General features: G+C 62.4%; 18 protein-coding genes and 1 riboswitch. Of the genes, 6 read left to right on the forward strand and 12 right to left on the reverse strand.

All coding sequences use genetic code 11. The features are described 5' to 3' along the window. Positions 1 to 33 precede the first annotated feature (33 nt). From BT125_RS11925 to BT125_RS11945, 5 genes are all read right to left on the reverse strand, one after another. A complete protein-coding gene (locus BT125_RS11925; protein WP_072407127.1) occupies positions 34 to 642 on the reverse strand; it encodes a YqiA/YcfP family alpha/beta fold hydrolase in 609 nt (202 codons plus the stop codon). Between the two features lie 513 nt (positions 643 to 1,155). Continuing rightward, positions 1,156 to 1,515 (reverse strand): DUF6124 family protein, encoded by a 360-nt coding sequence (locus BT125_RS11930; RefSeq protein WP_072407129.1) that lies wholly within the window; start codon positions 1,513 to 1,515, stop codon positions 1,156 to 1,158. A gap of 699 nt (positions 1,516 to 2,214) precedes the next feature. Continuing rightward, complete coding sequence (gene cpdA, locus BT125_RS11935; protein ID WP_072407131.1) at positions 2,215 to 3,030, reverse strand: 3',5'-cyclic-AMP phosphodiesterase; 816 nt, start codon at positions 3,028 to 3,030, stop codon at positions 2,215 to 2,217. Between the two features lie 99 nt (positions 3,031 to 3,129). After that, positions 3,130 to 3,582, reverse strand: coding sequence for a DUF1249 domain-containing protein (locus BT125_RS11940; protein WP_024618006.1), 453 nt, complete (start codon positions 3,580 to 3,582; stop codon positions 3,130 to 3,132). Further along, positions 3,573 to 4,190 carry an NUDIX domain-containing protein gene (locus BT125_RS11945; RefSeq protein WP_072407133.1) on the reverse strand — a complete coding sequence of 206 codons (618 nt, stop codon included), beginning with the start codon at positions 4,188 to 4,190 and terminating at the stop codon, positions 3,573 to 3,575. Before BT125_RS11945 ends, BT125_RS11940 begins: the two co-directional genes overlap by 10 nt. Positions 4,191 to 4,404: 214 nt before the next feature. Here BT125_RS11945 and BT125_RS11950 point away from each other — a divergent pair, with 214 nt between their 5' ends. Further along, on the forward strand, positions 4,405 to 5,148 hold the full coding sequence (locus BT125_RS11950) for a DUF3298 domain-containing protein (protein WP_060739446.1): 744 nt from the start codon (positions 4,405 to 4,407) through the stop codon (positions 5,146 to 5,148). Here BT125_RS11950 and cytX read toward each other — a convergent pair. Both cytX and thiC read right to left on the reverse strand, forming a co-directional pair. Next, positions 5,117 to 6,409, reverse strand: a complete 1,293-nt coding sequence (gene cytX, locus BT125_RS11955; RefSeq protein WP_072407135.1) for a putative hydroxymethylpyrimidine transporter CytX — start codon at positions 6,407 to 6,409, stop codon at positions 5,117 to 5,119. The two genes, BT125_RS11950 and cytX, sit on opposite strands and share 32 nt — an antisense overlap. A gap of 170 nt (positions 6,410 to 6,579) precedes the next feature. Beyond that, entirely contained in the window at positions 6,580 to 8,469 is a 1,890-nt protein-coding gene (thiC, locus tag BT125_RS11960) for a phosphomethylpyrimidine synthase ThiC (protein WP_072407137.1), read from the reverse strand. Positions 8,470 to 8,629: 160 nt separating this feature from the next. Then, positions 8,630 to 8,735: riboswitch (TPP riboswitch) on the reverse strand. A gap of 154 nt (positions 8,736 to 8,889) precedes the next feature. Between thiC and BT125_RS11965 the strand changes: the two genes are divergently transcribed. Then, positions 8,890 to 10,329: a TolC family outer membrane protein gene (locus BT125_RS11965; RefSeq protein ID WP_072407139.1), complete on the forward strand. Its 1,440-nt coding sequence runs from the start codon at positions 8,890 to 8,892 to the stop codon at positions 10,327 to 10,329. Positions 10,330 to 10,459: 130 nt separating this feature from the next. Here BT125_RS11965 and waaA read toward each other — a convergent pair whose 3' ends face one another. Together waaA and BT125_RS11975 are read right to left on the reverse strand one after the other, a co-directional pair. Beyond that, entirely contained in the window at positions 10,460 to 11,740 is a 1,281-nt protein-coding gene (waaA, locus tag BT125_RS11970) for a lipid IV(A) 3-deoxy-D-manno-octulosonic acid transferase (RefSeq protein ID WP_072407141.1), read from the reverse strand. Between the two features lie 22 nt (positions 11,741 to 11,762). Next, positions 11,763 to 12,653, reverse strand: coding sequence for a LysR family transcriptional regulator (locus BT125_RS11975; RefSeq protein ID WP_072407143.1), 891 nt, complete (start codon positions 12,651 to 12,653; stop codon positions 11,763 to 11,765). Positions 12,654 to 12,756: 103 nt separating this feature from the next. Here BT125_RS11975 and BT125_RS11980 point away from each other — a divergent pair, with 103 nt between their 5' ends. The 4 genes from BT125_RS11980 (at position 12,757) to BT125_RS11995 (ending at position 16,289) form a co-directional block, all read left to right on the forward strand. Next, positions 12,757 to 13,089 carry a DMT family transporter gene (locus BT125_RS11980; RefSeq protein WP_003197153.1) on the forward strand — a complete coding sequence of 111 codons (333 nt, stop codon included), beginning with the start codon at positions 12,757 to 12,759 and terminating at the stop codon, positions 13,087 to 13,089. Positions 13,090 to 13,304: 215 nt separating this feature from the next. Further along, positions 13,305 to 14,480 carry an NAD(P)/FAD-dependent oxidoreductase gene (locus BT125_RS11985; protein ID WP_072407145.1) on the forward strand — a complete coding sequence of 392 codons (1,176 nt, stop codon included), beginning with the start codon at positions 13,305 to 13,307 and terminating at the stop codon, positions 14,478 to 14,480. Further along, complete coding sequence (locus BT125_RS11990) at positions 14,477 to 15,289, forward strand: aldo/keto reductase (RefSeq protein ID WP_072407147.1); 813 nt, start codon at positions 14,477 to 14,479, stop codon at positions 15,287 to 15,289. The genes BT125_RS11985 and BT125_RS11990 overlap by 4 nt, the downstream gene beginning before the upstream one ends. Before the next feature lie 34 nt (positions 15,290 to 15,323). After that, positions 15,324 to 16,289 carry a metal ABC transporter ATPase gene (locus BT125_RS11995; protein ID WP_072407149.1) on the forward strand — a complete coding sequence of 322 codons (966 nt, stop codon included), beginning with the start codon at positions 15,324 to 15,326 and terminating at the stop codon, positions 16,287 to 16,289. A 148-nt stretch (positions 16,290 to 16,437) separates the two neighbouring features. Here BT125_RS11995 and hldE read toward each other — a convergent pair whose 3' ends face one another. From hldE to BT125_RS12010, 3 genes are all read right to left on the reverse strand, one after another. Then, entirely contained in the window at positions 16,438 to 17,859 is a 1,422-nt protein-coding gene (gene hldE / locus BT125_RS12000; protein ID WP_072407151.1) for a bifunctional D-glycero-beta-D-manno-heptose-7-phosphate kinase/D-glycero-beta-D-manno-heptose 1-phosphate adenylyltransferase HldE, read from the reverse strand. Positions 17,860 to 17,958: 99 nt separating this feature from the next. Then, the gene (gene cysC, locus BT125_RS12005) at positions 17,959 to 18,567 is read right to left on the reverse strand and encodes an adenylyl-sulfate kinase (RefSeq protein WP_072407153.1); all 609 of its coding nucleotides are present in this window, start codon (positions 18,565 to 18,567) and stop codon (positions 17,959 to 17,961) included. Beyond that, positions 18,560 to 19,264: a sulfotransferase family 2 domain-containing protein gene (locus tag BT125_RS12010; RefSeq protein ID WP_072407155.1), complete on the reverse strand. Its 705-nt coding sequence runs from the start codon at positions 19,262 to 19,264 to the stop codon at positions 18,560 to 18,562. The genes cysC and BT125_RS12010 overlap by 8 nt, the downstream gene beginning before the upstream one ends. Positions 19,265 to 19,521 lie beyond the last annotated feature (257 nt).

Raw genomic sequence — 19,521 nt, forward strand, 5'->3', positions numbered from 1 at the left:
GTCGTCAGTGTTCAATGAAAAAGGGGCGATGGCTCACAGCGAGGTGAAGTCGATCGCCTGGTACAAATCGGCGCCAATGCCGGCAAAACTCAACAGCGCCGGCAACTGCTGGGCAAACCCTTGGAAACTGTGGTCGCCGCCGGCCTGGATGCGCAAGGCACAGGCACGGTAATACTGCTGGGCGTGGCGATAATCCAGCGTTTCGTCACCGGTTTGCAACCATACCTGATACCGCTGCGGATCCCGGGGCGCCGGCACTTCCAGCTCGGCCAGGGCCGCCACGTGGTCGTGGGTCAATTCCCAGGTTTCGTCGGTGTACAAATTCTTCTGCGTGCCCAGGTAACCGTCGAACATCCGATGCGGGCTGACGGCCGGGTTGACCAGCAGGGCCTTGAGGCCGTGGCGCTCGGCCAAGTGAGTCGCATAGTAGCCGCCGAGCGAGCTGCCGACTAGCAGCGGTCGGCCCAGTTGTGCAATCGCCTGTTCCAGCTGACCGATGGCTTGGCGGGGGTGGTGGTGCAGGGCTGGGACTTGCAGGTGGTCGCTCAGGCCCAATTGCGCCATTACTTTGATCAGCTGACTGGCCTTGGTCGACGCTGGGGCGCTGTTGAAGCCGTGGATATAAAGGATAGAACCCGCCATTGCCGACTCCCTGGGTGTTGGGCAAAGGCCGGAGTTTACAGGGAGTTTGCAGGGGTTTGGGGGTGATCTGTTCATACAAGACAACACAAAACCCTGTGGCGAGGGGATTTATCCCCGCTGGGGTGCGAAGCGCCCCTTGCAACCGCCCCTTCTCTTATAGACCGAGTACATATCCGTTGCTGCGGTAACGGCGGCTTATGGTTCCGCCCTGACGGCGGGTCACTTTCGAAAAGCGCGAAAGTAACCAAAGCGCTCATGCCCCACCACTCGGCACCTGCCTAGGCTCGGTGTGCCCTCACCGTGGGCCCGCTGCGAAGGGCCATCCATGGCCCAGCGCAGCTATCCCGGCATCCATGCCGGGATGCCCACTCCACAATGCCTGCGTTCGGCCAGCGTGGTTAACGGGGCGCCGAGATCAACGTCCTCCGCGAGGCGGCCTGATAGCCGGCCTGGTTTTGGGTGATCGCGTTTCTCCAGTGAGAGCGGGCTTGCTCGCTTTTGCGCGCGGTGCGGTCAGGGTTGTGTATTGACGTTGTCCAGCATCCGATTCGCCAACAAGGCACCCAGCTCGATCAGTTGCTGAATGCCAAGGGCAACATGGCGTCGCGAGCCTTTCAGGTCGAAGGCAAGGTCGCTGGCCATGGCATCGGCTGAGGCCAGGGTTTCGCTGAGGTTGGCCAGTAGGCTTTCGGTGTCGACGCCGTCCACGACGGTGAACAGTTGACCTGAGGGCTGTTTCTTTTTGGCTTGAGGTTTGGGGTCGAGATAGTGGTCGATGACGCGCTTGGCGGCTTCATCGAGTTTTTGGGGATCGAGCCCTGCGTGGGCTGATGAGGAAGCGGTTTCGGGGGGATTGGGTGTGGCTTTGAACATGATGTAGTTCCTTTTACGTAGTGGAACCGCCATCTCCCGTTTCCAGGCGAGAGGGTGGCAGCTATGCACGGGCTGGAAAACCGAGGTAAAAGGCAATCCCGGTAGACTCGAAAGTCTCCCGCGCACAGCCGCCATAACGCAGAACTGAACGCTCAAAGCGCCTCAGTATCTCACGGGACTCGCTGATATGCCTTTTACTCATCGGGTTTCCAGGCCCGGCCGCTGAATTTGCAGCGACGGAAAAAGGTTACCGACGGCCCTTCCCACCCGGCAACCGCCAGAACTCGTCGGAAAAATCTACTTGAATCAGAAAGTGTGTCCGACCATTCCCACAAACCCTGGTCGGCTGTCAGGCCATCTTCGCGAGCAAGCCCGCTCCCACAATTGGATCGGAGTACGACAAAAGAGCCAGGCCGGCTATAAGGCCGCCTCGCGATGGACGTTGATTTCGGCGCCCCGTTGACCACGCTGGCCGAACGCAGGTATTGCGCAGTGGGCATCCCGGCATGGATGCCGGAGTGAGGGCATGCCGAGCCTAAGCGAGGCACCGAGTGGTGGGGCATAAAGCGTTTTGCTTACTTTTGCGCTTCTCAAAAGTGAGCCGCTGTAAGAGCGGAACCGTCAGCAGCCGTTACCGCAGAAATGGATATGTACTCAACCGCCATCGCGAGCAAGCTCGCTCCCACAGTTGGGCCGAACTCAGTACCCGTTTGAGTCATAGTCCGGGGTAAACGCAAATCCAACCACCCGCTCAACCCCCGTCTCCAACCGCCCATCCGGCAAGAGCCGCAACCACCGATACCCCGGCGCCTGCGAGCCCACCGCAAAATCTTCACTCCCCGGCTCAAACTGAATACAAGTCGAAGGCGAAGCCAACAAACGAACCCCCTCGCGCACCTGATCGACTTCCTGGTGCACATGCCCCCACAACACCGCCCGCACCTGTGGAAACCGGTCCAGCACCGCAAACAACGCCTCCGGATTACGCAACCCAATCGGCTCCATCCACACACACCCAATCGAAACAGGATGATGGTGCAGACACACCAGATGATGCCGCTCCGGCGCCTCGCTCAACGCATTGGCCAACAGAATCAACTGCTCCTCGGCCAAAAACCCCGGCACCGACCCCGGCACGGCCGAGTCCAGCATCGTCACCCGCCAATTGCCGATGTCCACCACCGGATCGAGCAACGTGCTCTTGACCGCCGCCTCGAGCATCACCCGCGGCTCGTCATGGTTTCCGGGAATCCACCGGGCCGGCGCATCGATTCGGGCAGTCAACTGCCGAAACGCCGCGTAGGACTCCAGCGTGCCGTCCTGGGACAGGTCCCCCGTGGCGAGCATCAGGTCAATGTCCGGCTGCTGCTTGAGCACCAGATCGATGACCGCCCGCAAACTGTCACGGGTATTCATGCCCAGCAACGAGGCATCGGCCTCGGCGAACAAATGGCTATCGGACAGTTGGACCAACAACGCCGCGTCGGCAGTGGTCAAGCTGGATACGCTCGGCAAATCGCTCTCTCCCAGGCGCAATCACGCCGTTGCATGAAGCGACAATTATGCTGGGGGACGATCGAAAGGGGAAACCCGCGAACCGGAACCGGTTCACAACTACCGAACGACTTCGAACTCGTGGCCCAGCGCCAGGCAATGACTCAGCCACTCGCCCAGGAACAGGTTCAACTGGGCCTTTTCATCCGGCTGGTGCATCGAGGCATTGGGATAAGGATAGATGCCACGAAAGCGCCGTGCATGTTCGGCGCTGACGACTTCGGCCATGCGCGCATCGTGATAGACCTGAACCTCCAGCTGCGGCACCGGCAACCAGGGCAGGCTGTGTTCCTGGCGCACCTGCAAGGTGGTGGTGTAGGGACAGGTCTGCAGCACTTCCAGGGCCAGTACGCCGAGCATCTGGTCGCCATGGGTCACGGCGATGCGGCGCGGCAACGGGTCGTTGCGCATGTCCGGCAACAAGCGCATCAGACGGGCGTAATTGGCCTCGCAGGCGGCCTGCAACCCCACCAGATCGACGCGATAGCGGTCGCGCAGCTTGTTCAGGACCATAGCCCCCTCACTTCATCGCGATTCAAGGCCAGCCATTGCAAGGCAATGATGCTGGCCGCGTTGCAGATACGTCCGTCGCGCACGGCTTGCAAGGCATCTTCGTAGGCCCAGACCTTCACCCGAATGTCCTCGGCCTCTTCCAGAAGGCCATGCAGGCCGCCTGCCCCCGTGCTGTCGCAACGCCCCAAGAACAAATGTACGAATTCATTGCTGCCGCCCGGCGATGGAAAATACTGAGTCATCGGCCAAAGCGCAGCGAAGACAAGCCCAGCTTCCTCCTGCGCTTCGCGATGAGCAACTTCTTCCGGTTGCTCATCCTTGTCGATCAGGCCGGCCACCAGTTCCACCAGCCAGGGGTTGGTGGTCTTGCCAATGGCTCCCACGCGAAACTGCTCGATCAACACCACTTCATCGCGCTGCGGGTCGTAGGGCAGCACGCACACCGCGTCATGGCGCACGAACAATTCACGGCTGATCTCACGGCTCATGCCACCGGCAAACAACTCGTGGCGCAAGACCAGGCGGTCAAGCTTATAGAAACCCTTGAAGCAGGTTTCACGCTTGACGATGTCCACGGTGTTCGGTGTGGCGTTGGCGAAGTCGGTCATGACAATCCTCGTGTGCAATGGATCAATACGAGGTTCCAACCTCGGCTTCGCGCCATCCTAACGCGCCCGTCCCCTTTGATGCAGCCCCTTTCCGGTGATCGGGATGGACGGCTGCGCTGAAAATCACTCTAATGAGCTTAGTGGCGAACTGATTGCCTTGCCGACAGTCGAAGCGGGTAACTTTTTGCCTTTCCGTGTTTCATGAAGGACGCCCATGTCGCTTTTCAAAACCGCCTCCGTGGCTGCCATTGCCCTGACCCTGGGCGCTTGCCAAAGCCTGTTCCAACCCAACTATCGCGCACCGCTGGAGACCACCCGCGACGCTTCGGAACAACTGCAACCCGGCTGCGCCAGCGCCGACTGCCCATTGGTGAACATCGATACCCTGCACTTTCCCACCGAGCCAGCCTTGGACGGCATCGTCGAAAAACGCCTGTTACAAATGACCCGCACCCCGGACGCCCCGGTGGCACCGACGCTGGCGGCCTATCGCGAACAGTTTTTGCGCAATGCCGCACCGCGCAACAGCAGCTATTTGCAGGCCAAGGTACGCGAGCAACATGACGGCCTGGTGATCATCGAATTGTCCAGCTACCTGGACACCGGCGGTGCCCACGGCACGCCAGGGCGCGGCTTCATCAACTATTCGCGCCAGCAGCACAAGGTACTGACCCTGTCGGACATGCTGCTGCCAGGCCAGGAGGAAGCCTTCTGGAAAGCCGCGCAAGTCGCCCACAACAGCTGGCTGATCAGCACCAAGCTGGATCAGGAGCCCGAGTTCCTGAAACAGTGGTCCTTCCAGAAAACCCCGCACGTGGCGCTGACCTACGGCGGGGTGATCCTCAAGTACGAAGTGAGCACCATCGCGCCGTACGCCCTGGGTCACATCGAACTGAAGATCGCCTATCCTCGCCTCAATGGCATCCTCAAGCCTGAGCTGTTCCCCGGCCGTAGCTGAAAGCCCGACCCAACAGCAGTTGCAGCAACCCTGCCAGAATCAGCGACGGCAGGGTTGCACCGACATCCGGATAGAGGTTGGCCAGCAAATGATAAGTGCTCACCCCACCCAGCCACGCCAACAGGGCCGGCCAGCGCAACGCGGCTGAGACCACTTGGCTGCTGCGTTTACGCAGGATGAAGTGGTCCACCAGCACCACGCCGAACAGCGGCGCGAATACCGAGCCGATCAGCAACAGGAAGTTCTGATATTGCGCCAACGGTGCGAAGCAGGCGATCAAAGTGCAGATGACGCCTATCGCCAAGGCCAGGTGCTCGACCTTCAACCCCGACAGCATGCCGCTGGACACTGCCGCCGAGTGGATGTCGGCGAAGGCGTTTTCCGACTCGTCCAGCAGAATCAGCAACAACGGAATACCTAGCCCGGCACCGGCCAGGGCCAGCAGCAACGCGTTGACTTCACCGCTCGGCGCGAACGCCAGGGTGTAGGCCACGCCCAGGCTCATCAGCCAGAAATTACCGATAAAGAAACCCACGGCAGTGCCGCCAAAGACATTTTTGGCGCGCTGGCCGAAACGTGAGTAGTCGGCGATCAGCGGCAACCACGACAGCGGCATGGCAATGGCGATGTCAAACCCTACCGCCAGCGGCATCGAACCATCGCCCGCTTGGGCCCACAGCGCCGCCAGGTCAGCCTTGGCGAACAGGTTCCAGGTCAACCAGAGGCAGGCCGCCAGCAGCAGCCAGATGCCCCATTTGCGCAGGACCTTGCGCACGAAGGTCAACGGCCCACTCACGGCGAGCAGGGTCGCCAGGGCGCCGAAGAACAGCGTCCACAGCAACGGGGTCGCCCCCAGGCTGCCTTCACTGAAAGCCCTCGCGCCGAGCAGGCTGGCGGCATCGCGCATGACGATGATTTCGAACGAGCCCCAGCCGATCAATTGCAGCAAGTTCAACACCGCCGGCACGCTCGCGCCCTGGGTGCCGAGGCTGAGCTTGAGGGCGGCCATGGCCGACAGGCCAGTGTCACTGCCGATCACGCCGACGGCGGCCAGCAGCAGGACGCCCACCAGTGTGCCGAGGAAAATCGCCAGCAACGAACCGCTCAGGCCCAGGCCCGGCGCGAGCAAGGCACCGACCTGCAAGACCATCAGGCCGATGCCGAGGGAGAACCACAGGGAAAACAGATCGCGGGCGCCGAAGACGCGTTTGTCCAGGGGCACGGCGGTGTCTGGGGAGTAGGTGCTGGGTTGGATGTTCAAGAGTGTTATCTCAGAGGAATATTTGTTGTTCTGATGATCGCCTTCGCGAGCAAGCCCGCTCCCACAATGGATCTGCTGTGAACACAAAATCTGCGTACACCAACGATCTACTGTGGGAGCGGGCTTGCTCGCGAAGGCGGCGGTGAAATCACCGCCACCTTGGGCTCACATCACACTTTCTTGTAAAGCTGACTACCTTCCTTCTTGAACCGCTCCGCCTGCTCCGCCAAGCCCTGGGCGACATCGACATCCACCGCTTCAATGCGCTGGTTGGCCGCGTACTCGCGCACTTCCTGGGTGATTTTCATCGAGCAGAATTTCGGCCCGCACATCGAGCAGAAATGCGCCACCTTGGCCGAGTCCTTCGGCAGGGTTTCGTCGTGGTACGAACGGGCGGTGTCCGGGTCCAGGCCGAGGTTGAACTGGTCTTCCCAGCGGAACTCGAAACGCGCCTTGCTCAAGGCGTTGTCACGGATCTGCGCGCCCGGGTGGCCCTTGGCAAGGTCGGCCGCGTGGGCGGCGATCTTGTAGGTGATGATCCCGGTCTTCACGTCATCCTTGTTCGGCAAGCCGAGGTGTTCCTTCGGCGTGACGTAGCAGAGCATGGCGCAACCGAACCAGCCGATCATTGCCGCACCGATACCGGAGGTGATGTGGTCATAACCCGGCGCGATGTCGGTGGTCAGTGGGCCGAGGGTGTAGAACGGCGCTTCGTCGCAGCACTCGAGCTGCTTGTCCATGTTCTCCTTGATCAACTGCATCGGCACGTGGCCGGGGCCTTCGATCATGCATTGCACATCGTGCTTCCAGGCGATCTTGGTCAGCTCGCCGAGGGTTTCGAGCTCGCCGAACTGCGCTTCGTCGTTGGCGTCGGCAATCGAGCCCGGACGCAGGCCATCGCCCAGCGAGAAGCTGACGTCGTAGGCCTTCATGATTTCGCAGATGTCTTCGAAGTGGGTGTAGAGGAAGTTTTCTTTATGGTGCGCAAGGCACCACTTGGCCATGATCGAACCGCCACGGCTGACGATCCCGGTGACGCGCTTGGCGGTCATCGGCACATAGCGCAGCAACACGCCAGCGTGGATGGTGAAGTAGTCGACGCCCTGCTCGGCCTGCTCGATCAACGTGTCGCGGAACAGCTCCCAAGTCAGGTCTTCGGCCACGCCGCCGACTTTTTCCAGGGCCTGGTAGATCGGCACGGTGCCGATCGGCACGGGCGAGTTGCGGATGATCCACTCGCGGGTTTCATGGATGTGCTTGCCGGTGGACAGGTCCATGACCGTGTCCGAACCCCAGCGGATGCCCCAGGTCAGTTTCGCCACTTCTTCTTCGATGGACGAACCCAGCGCGCTGTTGCCGATGTTGCCGTTGATCTTCACCAGGAAGTTACGGCCGATGATCATCGGTTCCAGTTCGGTGTGGTTAATGTTGGCCGGGATGATCGCGCGACCCCGAGCGATTTCGTCACGCACGAATTCCGGGGTGATGACTTTCGGCACGCTGGCGCCGAAGCTGTGGCCGGCGTGTTGCTGGTCCAGCAGGCCAGCGGCGCGGGCCACTTCCAGCTTCATGTTTTCGCGGATGGCGACGTACTCCATCTCGGCGGTGATGATGCCTTTGCGCGCGTAGTGCATCTGGCTGACGTTGGCGCCCGGCTTGGCACGACGGGGGTTGTTCACGTGGGCGAAGCGTAGCTTGGTCAGCTCGGGGTCGGCCAGGCGTTCCTGACCGAAGTTGGAACTCAGGCCCGCCAGGCGCTCGGTGTCGCCACGGGCTTCGATCCACGAAGAGCGTACGTCGGCCAGGCCTTTGCGCACGTCGATGATCACGTTCGGGTCGGTGTACGGACCCGACGTGTCGTACACCACCACCGGCGCGTTGATTTCACCGCCGAAGTCGGTGGGGGTCACGTCGAGGCTGATTTCGCGCATGGGCACGCGGATATCCGGGCGGCTGCCCTGGACATAGATTTTTTGCGAGCGGGTAAAGGGCTGGACCGATTGCTCATCGACCTTGGCCGAATCACTGAGGTTGGTCGCGCTTTTTGCTTTTGTCGTCATCACGGGCTCTCCAGACACACATCCAGGCAGTGGATTTTTGTCGGAGCGAACCTGTAGCGAATGGACGCACCCAGCACGAAAGTGCGGATGCTGTGCTTGCTGCTCGAGTGCGTTCAATGGTCGAACGACATCCCGGACGAAGCACAAGAGGACTCGCCGGGTGACGAGAAATCTTGTTCCCTACGCAGGCGTTAACCTGATCAGGTTCAACGGGATCCGAAATTATTCGATCTCAGCCTCATAGCAAGGCACCCCGACAAGAACCCGGCCAGTCTAGACACAACCACCACAGAACGCTATCGCCCGGGCAAAAGGCGTGATGAATGGCACATATACAGGATTGTTGCCGTGCGCGGGCGCAACTACACTCGCTACGCCGCGCCTCTTGTGCGCAAACATTCGAGAAGTAGGGATCGCCTCATGCTGCGCAAACTTTCACTGGCCCTCGCCGTGTCTTGTGCGTCCAACGGAATGGCCTGGGCTGCCGAAGCGCCCCTGACCACCAAAACCGATCTGGTGAGCGTCTATCAGGAAGCGGTGGACAACAACGCCGACCTGGCCGCTGCCCGCGCCCAGTATGGTGCCCAGAAGGAGGTAGTGCCCCAGGCCCGCGCCGGGTTGTTGCCGAACCTGTCCGGCGGTGCGGAAGTCGCCAATGTGCGCACCGATATCGACCAGCCTGCCGCAGTCGCCAGCCGTAGTGCCCGCTCCTACCAGGCCACGCTGTCCCAACCCTTGTTCCGTGCCGATCGCTGGTTCCAGTTCCAGGCCGCCAAGTCGGTGAATGAACAGGCCGCGCTGCAACTGTCGGCCACCGAGCAGAACATGATCCTGCAAAGCGCCGAGAGCTATTTCAACGTACTGCGCAGCCAGGACAACCTGGCTTCGACCAAGGCCGAGGAGGCCGCCTTCAAGCGCCAACTCGACCAGTCCAACGAACGCTTCGACGTCGGCCTGTCGGACAAGACCGACGTGCTGCAATCACAGGCCAGCTACGACACCGCACGCGCCAACCGGATCCTCGCCCAGCGCCAGGTCGAGGACGCGTTCGAAGCGCTGATCACCCTGACCAACCGTCAGTACAACTCGCTCCAAGGCATCGTCCACACCCTGCCGATCCTGCCGCCGACGCCGAACGATGCCAAGGCCTGGGTCGACACCGCGGCCAAGCAGAACCTCAACCTGCTGGCCAGCAACTACGCGGTCGATGCCGCCGAAGACACTCTGCGCCAGCGCAAGGCCGGGCACGCGCCGACCCTGGACGCCGTGGCGAGATACGAAAAAGGTGACAACGACGCCCTGGGCTTCAGCAACCCGAACGCATTCGGTCGCGCCTACAGCGGCGACGTAGAGCAACGCACGCTGGCCCTGCAATTGAACATACCGATTTTCAGCGGCGGGCTGACCAGTTCCCAGGTGCGCGAGTCCTACTCGCAGCTCACCCAGACCGAACAGCAACGCGAAGGCCTGCGCCGCCAGGTGGTGGAGAACACCCGTAACCTGCACCGCGCCGTGAACACGGATGTGGAGCAGGTCCAGGCCCGGCGCCAGTCGATCATCTCCAACCAGAGCGCGGTGGAAGCCACGGAAATCGGCTATCAGGTGGGCACCCGCAACATCGTCGATGTGCTCGATGCCCAGCGGCAGCTGTACACCTCGGTGCGCAACTACAACAACGCCCGCTACGACTACATCCTCGACAACCTGCGTCTGAAGCAAGCGGCCGGGACGTTGAGCCCGGCGGACCTGCAGGACCTGTCGCGCTACCTCAAGCCCGACTACAACCCCGACCGCGACTTCCTGCCGCCGGACCTGGCCCAGGCAGCCTCGCAGCAGTTGCGCTCGCGGCCGGCGCAATAACGACGATACCTTTGTGGCGAGGGAGCTTGCTCCCGCTGGATCGCGAAGCGGTCCCATTTCTAGTGGGCGCTTCGCACCCAAGCGGGAGCAAGCTCCCTCGCCACAACAGCGGTTCCCACAAGGGCAAAGATCACCGACTGGCGAGCAACCGCCCCAACCCCTCCAGCAACCGCTGCAACGCGCCCTGGTTGGTGCGCATCACCTTCAGCCCGGCCTCGGCCATGCGCTGGGCGTCGCGGGGCAGTTCGAACAGACGCTGCACCGCCAGGGCCAGGCTTTCGGCATCTTCCACTTCCGCCAGCGCTCCGGCAGCACGCAATTGCGCGGCGATTTCGAGAAAGTTGAACAGGTGCGGCCCACTGAGCACCGGTTTCGCCAGGGCCGCCGGTTCGAGCAGATTGTGCCCACCGTTGGGCACGAGGCTGCCACCGACAAACGCGCTGTCGGCCAACGCGTAGAGAAACAGCAGCTCGCCCATAGTGTCGCCGAGCAACACCGAAGCCTGTGCGGTAACCGGCTGGCCGCTGGAGCGCCGCACCGTGACCAGACCTTCGTTTTCACACAACCGGTGCACCGAGTCGAAGCGCTCGGGATGACGCGGCACCAGGATCAGCAACGCATCGGGATAACTGTCGAGCAACCGACGGTGGGCAGCGAGTACCACTTCGTCTTCACCTTCATGGGTGCTGGCGGCGATCCACACCGGGCGCTCGGTTGCCTGCCACTGGCGGCGCAAGGCGCTGGCGTCTTCGAGCAGTTGCGGGTCGATGGTCAGGTCGAACTTGATGGAGCCGGTGACCTCGACGGTTGCCGCCCGGGCGCCCAATTGACGAAAACGCTCGGCTTCGGCTTCTGTCTGCACGGCGAACAGGCTCATCTCGGCGAGCATGGGCCGGGTGAGCTTGGGAAAGCGTGCATAACCCCGGGCCGAACGCTCCGACAACCGCGCATTGGCCAGGGCCACGGGTATGCCGCGCCTGGCGCATTGGTGAATATGATTGGGCCACAGCTCGGTTTCCATGATCACCGCCAGGGACGGGCGAACCCGGTCGAGAAAACGCTTGGCGGCGCAGGGCAAGTCGTAAGGCAAATAGCAATGCTGGATGCGTGGCTCGCTGGCGAACATCGCCTGGATCCGCTCCGACCCGGTGGGCGTCATGCAGGTGACGGTGATCGGCAGCTGTGGATAACGTTGCAGCAAGGCGCGGATCATCGGCGCGGCGGCAATGCTCTCGCCCACCGACACCGCGTGCACCCAGATCCCCCCCGGCACCATGACCGGCAGTCCCCAGGAGAATCGCTCGCCGATGCGCCGGGCATACGCTGGCGCCTTGCGGGCCCGCAACCACAGCCGAATCGCTACCAGTGGCAGCCCCAGATAAAACAACGCGCTATAGAGAGTTCTGTTCATGGCGGCGGAGTTTATCGGTTTTTCAGCCGATCGCCTGCAACTGCACGGCAAAACGTTCCGCCAGCCAACGGGCCGCCGGCCCGAGGGGTTCGTCGCGGCGCCAGACCAGTTCCACCACCAGGGCCGGCGGGGTCCATTCGCTGCTGAGTTCGACCATGTCCCCCAGGTACGCCGGGTACTGCACCACATGTCGTGGCAACCAGGCCCAGCCCAGGCCACTCCTCAGCCATTCGGCCAACACATAGAAGCTGTCGGCCCGCCAGACCTGCGGGCTGGCCTGCTCGCTGCCGGGATAGACGCTGGACTGGGTCGCCATCAACAACTGGCGGTGTCGGGCCATTTCCCGGCAGGTCACATAATCATGGTTCGCCAGGGGATGATCCCGACCGCACACCGTGACCATTTCGACGCTGCCCAGTACCCGGCGCTCCAGCGCTTCGGGGATCTGGTCGTGATAGAACAGCAAACCGAGATCGGCGCGCCGCTCCACCAGTTTGCGCGCCACGTCGCCCTGGGCGGCGCTGGCCAGTTGCACTTCGAGGGTAGGAAATTGCTCGGCCAGGGCTGCCAGACTGTCGATGACCGGTTGATAAGGCATGGCTTCATCCTGGGCCAGACGCAGCGACGCTTCCTGCCCACGCATCAAGGCCAGGGCCCGACCGTTGAGGCGCTCGCATTGACGCAGCACTTCCCTGGCTTCTTCGAGCAGGGCTTCACCCGCGTCGGTGAGCCTGGGCTGACGGCCGCTGCTGCGCTCGAACAGGCTCACCCCCAAGTCGTCTTCCAGCAAGGCAATCGCACTGCTGATGGCCGATTGCGCCTTGCGCTGGTCCCGGGCTACGGCGGAAAACGAACGTTTCTCGGCGACCCCGACAAACAGCCGCAGTTGCTCCAGGTTCCACTGTACGTTCATGGCTCAACCTATCTCCATTGCAGATAGGTAATGACTTTACCGCATCTGGGCGATCTCTAGAATTACGCCATCGAAAGACGCCACCGTCAAAGAGGAACCGCCCATGAACGCCTACTACTATCTGGCCATCGCCATCTGCGCCGAAGTGATTGCCACTGTTTCGATGAAAGCGATCAAGGGCCTGAGCACACCCCTGCCCCTGCTGCTGGTCATTGTCGGCTATGGCACCGCGTTCTGGATGCTGACGCTGGTGGTGCGCACCGTACCGGTGGGCGTGGCCTATGCGGTCTGGGCCGGACTGGGGATCGTCATGGTCAGCGTGGCGGCGCTGTTCATCTACGGGCAGAAACTGGACGTGCCAGCGATGCTGGGGATGGCGCTGATTGTGTTGGGGGTGGTGGTGATCCAGCTGTTCTCCAAGACCGCCGGGCACTGAAAACACCTGATCATTAAACTGGAATACTTTTGTGGCGAGGGAGCTTGCTCCCGCTGGGTCGCGCAGCAACCCCCACTTTCCATGGGCGCTTCGCACCCAAGCGGGAGCAAGCTCCCTCGCCACAGGTTTATCGACATCGCGATTGATCACCAACAAAATCCCATCCCCATCGAGTCTGTATACTGCGCCCTCGTCTTGAACACTGAGGTCGCTGCATGCCATCCGTTATTTCCACCGACATTCTGATTGTCGGCGCCGGAGTCGCCGGCCTCTGGCTGAACGCGCGCTTGCGCCGCCTGGGGTTTTCAACCGTGCTGGTGGAAAGTGCCAGCCTCGGTGGCGGGCAGAGTGTCAAATCCCAGGGCATCATCCATGGCGGCGCCAAATATGCCTTGCATGGCGCCCTGACCGGCGCCTCGGAAGCCATCGCCGACATGCCGCGCCGCTGGCGCGAAGCCCTGAAGGGTGACGGTGAACTGGACCTGTCCGGCGTGCGCATGCTGTCCGATGCCCATTACCTCTGGTCCCCCGGCACCCTGGCCGGCAACCTCACCAGTTTCTTCGCCAGCAAGGCCGTGCGCGGACGGGTCGACCAGGTCAAGGGCGACCAATTGCCGCCGGCCCTGCAAGACAAGCGCTTCAAGGGCAAGGTCTACCGCCTGGCCGAGTTGGTGGTGGATGTTCCCAGCCTGATCGAGCGCCTGGCGGAACTGGCCGGCGACAGCCTGCTGGCCGGGCAGCGCATCGAGCCACTGCGCGAAGCAGGTGAATGGATCGGGCTGAAGGTCGACGACCGTGAGATTCGGGCCCAGCGCATTATCCTCAGCGCGGGCGCGGGCACCGCTGACCTGCTCAAAGCCCTGGGCCTGGACAAACCGGCCATGCAGACCCGGCCGTTGCACATGGTCCTGGCCAAGGGGCCGAGCCTCAAGCCGCTTTACGCCCACTGCCTGGGCGGCGGGCCGAAGCCACGCGTCACCGTGACCACCCACCCGGCCGCCAACGGCCAATGGGTCTGGTACCTGGGGGGCGACCTCGCCGAAGGCGATGCCATCGCCCGCGAGCCCGCCGAGCAGATCGCCGTCGCGCAGAAAGAACTTGGCCAATTGCTGCCGTGGATCGACCTCAGCACCGCGCAATGGGCCACGTTGCGGGTTGACCGCGCCGAACCGTTGCAGTCGGGCCTGACCCGCCCGGATAACGCCTTCCTCGCCGAGCAGGATCGCCTGCTGGTGGGCTGGCCGACCAAACTGGCCCTGGCCCCGGACTTCGCCGATCGGGTGGTCAACGCGCTGCAGCGCGATGGCATCCAGCCCAGTCACCCGGCGCCGCTGCCGGACCTGCCGAAGCCGCCCATGGGCGTACCTGCCTGGGAGCAACTGCTGCCATGAGCCAAGCGACCCTGCATGACCTCTTTCGCCCTCTGGGCCATGACGGCCCGCGGGTTTCCCCCCTGGGCCTGGGCACCGTCAAGCTGGGCCGCGACCAGGGCGTCAAATACCCCAACGGCTTTCAGATTCCCGATGACGACGAAGCGCGCATGTTGCTCAAACTCGCGCGCGACCTGGGGATAAACCTGATCGACACTGCACCGGCCTATGGCCGCAGCGAAGAACGCCTCGGTCCGCTGCTGCGCGGCCAACGTCACGACTGGGTGATTGTCAGCAAGGTCGGCGAAGAATTCAGTGACGGCCAGTCACGCCACGACTTCAGTGCCGCCCATACCCGATTCTCGGTGGAACGCAGCCTCAAGCGCCTGGAAACCGACTATATCGACCTGGTCCTGGTGCATTCCGACGGCAATGACCTGGCGATCCTCAACGACAGCGAGGTCTACCCGACCCTGGCGGCGCTCAAGCGCGAAGGCAAGATCGGCGGCTTCGGCTTTTCCGGCAAGACCGTCGACGGCGGCTTGAAGGCCTTGGAGCAAGGCGATTGCGCGATGGTCACCTACAATCTGAACGAACGAAACGAAAAGACGGTCATTGACTACGCCAACGAGCACGGCAAAGCGATCCTGGTGAAAAAGGCCCTGGCCAGCGGCCACGCCTGCCTGAGCCCCGGGGTAGACCCGGTTCGTGCCAGTTTCGAACTGTTGTTTGAGCATCCTGGGGTCGCCAGTGCTATTGTCGGCACCATCAATCCGCTGCACCTCGCCCATAACGTCGCGACCGTAGCCACGGTCCTGCGTAAACACTGACGCCGCCCTACGCGGCCTTAAGGAAGGAGCCGACATGCCGCGTACGCTCATCAGAAAGAATCCGAGTAACTTCAAGACCCTGCCCCTCTTCGTCGAAGCGACCCCCGAAGGCCTGACTTACCAGAGTGTCGGGATGCCGCTGAATTTCGCCCAGACCTTGCAGCGCCGACGCCCTGTCGCGGTGGCCGATCCCGAGCGTTTTTCCTTGGAACTGGCCAACCTGGGCGTTTCGGTGCGCCTGACCTTGCATTGGCAGAACCGCGACTATTGGGTGCTGGTGCGCCAGCGTCGGCAAGATCGCGGCGATGTGGTGCTCAAGCTGATTTCCGGCTACGTCCCGGCCCACGAACTGAACCTGCCGCTGCTCACCGCCATCAGCGAGATCGCCGAAGAATGCCTGTTGGAAACCCCTGAAGGCTGGCTGGGCGGGCGCTTCAACGACACCTGGCTGCCAGCCCCCTACGCCACGGCCTTGCACTACCGCGAGGCCTTGCCGTTTCGCCTGACGCCCCTGTCGGGCTCGGCCCGCCCGGTGCGTAGCGCCAACCTGCAACTGATCGAACGGCCACGGGCCTATGTGCACCTGCCGACGGCATCCCTGCAATTGATCTATGACTTGCGCCTGGACGTGCCCAAGGAAGCCAAGTCCCTGAGCCTGTTTCACGTCGATGAGCGCCTGGAGGGCGACCAGTTGGTGGCACGCCTGGACCGCAAGCGACCCGACCTGTACCTGATGCCGCTGCAGGACGGGCAACCCTTGCCCGAGCTGTATACCTTGAAAAAGGATCAGCTGTACCCGGCCAGCACCCGGGGGCTGTACCTGGCGGAAAGTTTCGCCCGGCAGGACGGCTGGCTGGTGCGTGACGAGCGGATTCGCTGGAAGGACTGGCTTCGCCAGCAAGGGCTGACACCACCGGGCAAGGAATCGGGCCTGACCCGACTCAAGGGCAAGGCCCGGCAGTTGCTCAAGAAGATCGTGCCGCGCAAGGTGGCTCGTTAGGCCTGATGCCCATTTTCTGGCTGGACAATGGGTCCAGTGGGAGCGAGCTTGCTCGCGATTGCGTTGGATCATTCAGCCTCGATTAGGCTGATACACCGCTATCGCGAGCAAGCTCGCTCCCACAGGTTCCGCGCTTTTGCCTGACGCATCAGTTGTTGCGGATCTTCTCCACGATCGCCGTCGTCGAGCTGTTTTCCACCAGCCCCAACACCTTCACGGTACCGCCGTAGGCCGCGACAATGTCGGCGCCGACGACTTGGTCGATCCCGTAGTCACCGCCCTTGACCAGCACATCCGGCTTGACCTGACGCAGCAGGTTTTCCGGCGTGCCCTCGCTGAAGCTGATCACCCAGTCCACCGCGCCCAGGCCGGCCAGGACCGCCATGCGACGGTCGACGCTGTTGATCGGACGGCCCGGCCCTTTGAGACGGCTCACGGAGGCATCGTCATTGACCGCGACGATCAGGCGATCACCCTGGGCCCTGGCCTGCTCGAGGTAGGTCACATGGCCAGCGTGCAGGATGTCGAAGCAACCGTTGGTGAAGACGATGCTCTCGTTGTGGGCACGGGCGTCGTCAACGGCCAGCAGCAGTTGCTCCAGACCCAGCACGCCCCGCTCGGAGCCTTCCTCGCGCTGGATGGCGCGGCGCAGCTCGGGGGCGCTGATGGCTGCCGTGCCGAGCTTGCCGACGACAATGCCCGCCGCCAGGTTAGCCAGGGCGACCGCATGGGGCAGTTCCTCGCCGGCAGCGATCGCCGCGGCCAGGGTGGAAATCACCGTGTCGCCGGCCCCCGTCACGTCGAACACTTCACGGGCACGGGCCGGCAGGTGCAACGCAGGGTGACCGGGGCGCAGCAAGGTCATGCCGTGCTCGCCACGGGTCACCAGCAAGGCGCCCAGGTCGAGGTCTTGCATCAGCTGCGCGCCTTTGCTCACCAATTCGTGTTCATCGACGCAACCGCCGACGATGGTTTCGAATTCGCTGAGGTTCGGCGTGATCAGGCTGGCGCCACGGTAGATGGAAAAATCCTTGCCCTTGGGATCGGCCAGGACCGGAATGCCACGGGCACGAGCGGCCTGGATCAATGCCTGGTGGTTCTTCAACGCGCCTTTGCCATAGTCCGACAACACCAGGACCTTGACGCCTTCGAGCAAGTTGTCGACCTCGGCACCGAGGGCCAGGGGGTCGGTGGCGAAAGGCTCTTCGAAATCGATTCGCAGCAGTTGCTGGTGACGGCTCATGACCCGCAGCTTGACGATGGTCGGCTGGTGCGCGACGCGCTGGAATATCGCACGAACACCCGCGCCCTTGAGGCTGTTGGTCAGGCTGTCGGCGGCCTCGTCGTCGCCGGTCACACCCACCAGGGAGGCCGGTGCGCCGAGGGCAGCGATGTTCAGGGCAACGTTGGCGGCACCGCCGGGGCGATCCTCGATGTGCTCGACCTTGACCACCGGTACCGGCGCCTCAGGGGAAATCCGTGAGGTACCGCCATGCCAGTAGCGGTCGAGCATGACATCGCCGACCACCAATACAGGGGCTTGATCGAATCGCGGCATGGACAACTTCATGGAGCATCCCACATACAAAATGAACAGGGCCGCGATATTAGCACAGGGTTGGCGAAGGCTTGTCCATGGCTGCAACGCGAAGCCAGGACGTTTGTCCCATCAGATTTGCAGTAGCGCCGATAGCCGCGTACAGGCCTGGGCCAACTCCACCTCGCTGGTATCGATCGCGCAGTCCGGCGCAAGCGGCGCTTCGTAGGGGCTGTCGAGCCCGGTGAAGTTCTTGATCCGCCCGGCACGGGCCTCGCGGTACAACCCCTTGGGATCACGCTGGGCGCAGACGTCAAAGGGTGTACTCACATAAACCTCCACGAAGGTGCCCTCGGGAAACAACTGCCTGGCAGCTTCCCGGTCGGCACGAAACGGTGAGATGGCCGCAACGATGACGATCAGACCGGCATCGACCATCAGGCGCGCGACCTCGGCAATGCGGCGGATATTTTCCTTGCGGGACTCGGCATCCATGCCCAGCCCCCGGCACAACCCCTGGCGCAGGTTGTCACCATCGAGCAGGGAGGTGTGCAAGCCCTGCTGGTTGAGCTGCACTTCCAAGGCATTGGCCAGGGTCGACTTGCCCGCCCCCGACAGTCCTGTCAGCCAGATGCAGCGCGGCCGCTGGGCTTTGATGGCCGCCCGGTCCGCCGGCGTGAGCGCCTGTGCATAAGGACGAATCTGCGGCTGCTGCATCGGTACGTTTGACGTTTCATTCATAACCAAGCATCTCGTAATCACGTTGGTACACCCGCCGCACCAGTCGACGGGTCCGTACTGAGCACATGTCCCTGACCGGCATCGTGGTGCGCTGCCAGCTGTGGTTCACATGGGGCAACCTCGCGACCATCCCCAGGTGTTCGCACACTCGCTGATAGTCCCGGTCCAGGTATTCCTGGTAGCCGATGAAGTCCATCGCCAGGTGGCCGAGAGAATCGATGAGGAAATCCGTCTGGGCAGCGAAATGCAATTGCCGGGTGATGTTCTCCGGGTGCAGCCATCGCGCGACGAAATCATCGAAGTCCCGGTATTGGCACACCATTTTCTGCGCCGCCTGGTCGCGCGCGCCCAACGTGTTGCCCCGCAGGAAAGCATAGGCTGAATAAGCACGCTCCAGCGGGTCGCGAACAAAGGCAAATTTGAAACTGGCGGCGTACTGCTGCGCAAACTGCTCTTCGTACCAATACAGCGGCAAGTGGCCCGGACTATAGCCATCAAAAAGCCCCACGCAAACACTGCTGCCGGCGCATTTGGGCACGTGGATGAACAGGCAGGCGCGCTGGGCAAAGGCATCGGGAAAACGGTAATTGGCCGACATCGACTTGTTCACGACCTGTCGGTCGACAACCGACAGACGCCCCAACAGAAAGGAGCGCTGTGACTTGGGCAGCAGCTTCCAGAGATAGCGTTGCAGCATTCAAACACCCACGCGGAAGGGATGAGCCCCTCGATGACTGAAGTGGGCTCAGGAAAGTCCTGTAGCCAGACCTTAGCAGTCACGGGTCGCGGATTTATTGTGGATTGGTCAACGCAGGTAAAGTTTTAGATACAAACTCAGTGGGAGCGAGCTTGCTCGCGATGGTACCGGCACGTTCAACATCACTGGTCCGGACACACCGCTATCGCGAGCAAGCTCGCTCCCACAGTGGTTCTCAGGTGCATGCAACATGTGTG

The organism is Pseudomonas sp. NFACC04-2, assembly GCF_900119265.1.
GTDB lineage: Bacteria > Pseudomonadota > Gammaproteobacteria > Pseudomonadales > Pseudomonadaceae > Aquipseudomonas > Aquipseudomonas fluorescens_AA.

Excerpts from the sequence above, each read along its gene's own strand:
- BT125_RS11975 (WP_072407143.1), bottom strand. The coding sequence starts at position 12,653 with ATGAACGTACAGTGGAACCTGGAGCAACTGCGGCTGTTTGTCGGGGTC.
- BT125_RS11995 (WP_072407149.1), top strand. The coding sequence starts at position 15,324 with ATGCCGCGTACGCTCATCAGAAAGAATCCGAGTAACTTCAAGACCCTG.
- BT125_RS11940 (WP_024618006.1), bottom strand. The coding sequence starts at position 3,582 with ATGGTCCTGAACAAGCTGCGCGACCGCTATCGCGTCGATCTGGTGGGG.
- BT125_RS11930 (WP_072407129.1), bottom strand. The coding sequence starts at position 1,515 with ATGTTCAAAGCCACACCCAATCCCCCCGAAACCGCTTCCTCATCAGCC.
- BT125_RS11985 (WP_072407145.1), top strand. The coding sequence starts at position 13,305 with ATGCCATCCGTTATTTCCACCGACATTCTGATTGTCGGCGCCGGAGTC.
- waaA (WP_072407141.1), bottom strand. The coding sequence starts at position 11,740 with ATGAACAGAACTCTCTATAGCGCGTTGTTTTATCTGGGGCTGCCACTG.
- BT125_RS11965 (WP_072407139.1), top strand. The coding sequence starts at position 8,890 with ATGCTGCGCAAACTTTCACTGGCCCTCGCCGTGTCTTGTGCGTCCAAC.
- BT125_RS11945 (WP_072407133.1), bottom strand. The coding sequence starts at position 4,190 with ATGACCGACTTCGCCAACGCCACACCGAACACCGTGGACATCGTCAAG.
- BT125_RS11925 (WP_072407127.1), bottom strand. The coding sequence starts at position 642 with ATGGCGGGTTCTATCCTTTATATCCACGGCTTCAACAGCGCCCCAGCG.
- BT125_RS11980 (WP_003197153.1), top strand. The coding sequence starts at position 12,757 with ATGAACGCCTACTACTATCTGGCCATCGCCATCTGCGCCGAAGTGATT.
- cysC (WP_072407153.1), bottom strand. The coding sequence starts at position 18,567 with ATGAATGAAACGTCAAACGTACCGATGCAGCAGCCGCAGATTCGTCCT.
- BT125_RS11990 (WP_072407147.1), top strand. The coding sequence starts at position 14,477 with ATGAGCCAAGCGACCCTGCATGACCTCTTTCGCCCTCTGGGCCATGAC.
- thiC (WP_072407137.1), bottom strand. The coding sequence starts at position 8,469 with ATGACGACAAAAGCAAAAAGCGCGACCAACCTCAGTGATTCGGCCAAG.
- hldE (WP_072407151.1), bottom strand. The coding sequence starts at position 17,859 with ATGAAGTTGTCCATGCCGCGATTCGATCAAGCCCCTGTATTGGTGGTC.
- BT125_RS11950 (WP_060739446.1), top strand. The coding sequence starts at position 4,405 with ATGTCGCTTTTCAAAACCGCCTCCGTGGCTGCCATTGCCCTGACCCTG.
- BT125_RS12010 (WP_072407155.1), bottom strand. The coding sequence starts at position 19,264 with ATGCTGCAACGCTATCTCTGGAAGCTGCTGCCCAAGTCACAGCGCTCC.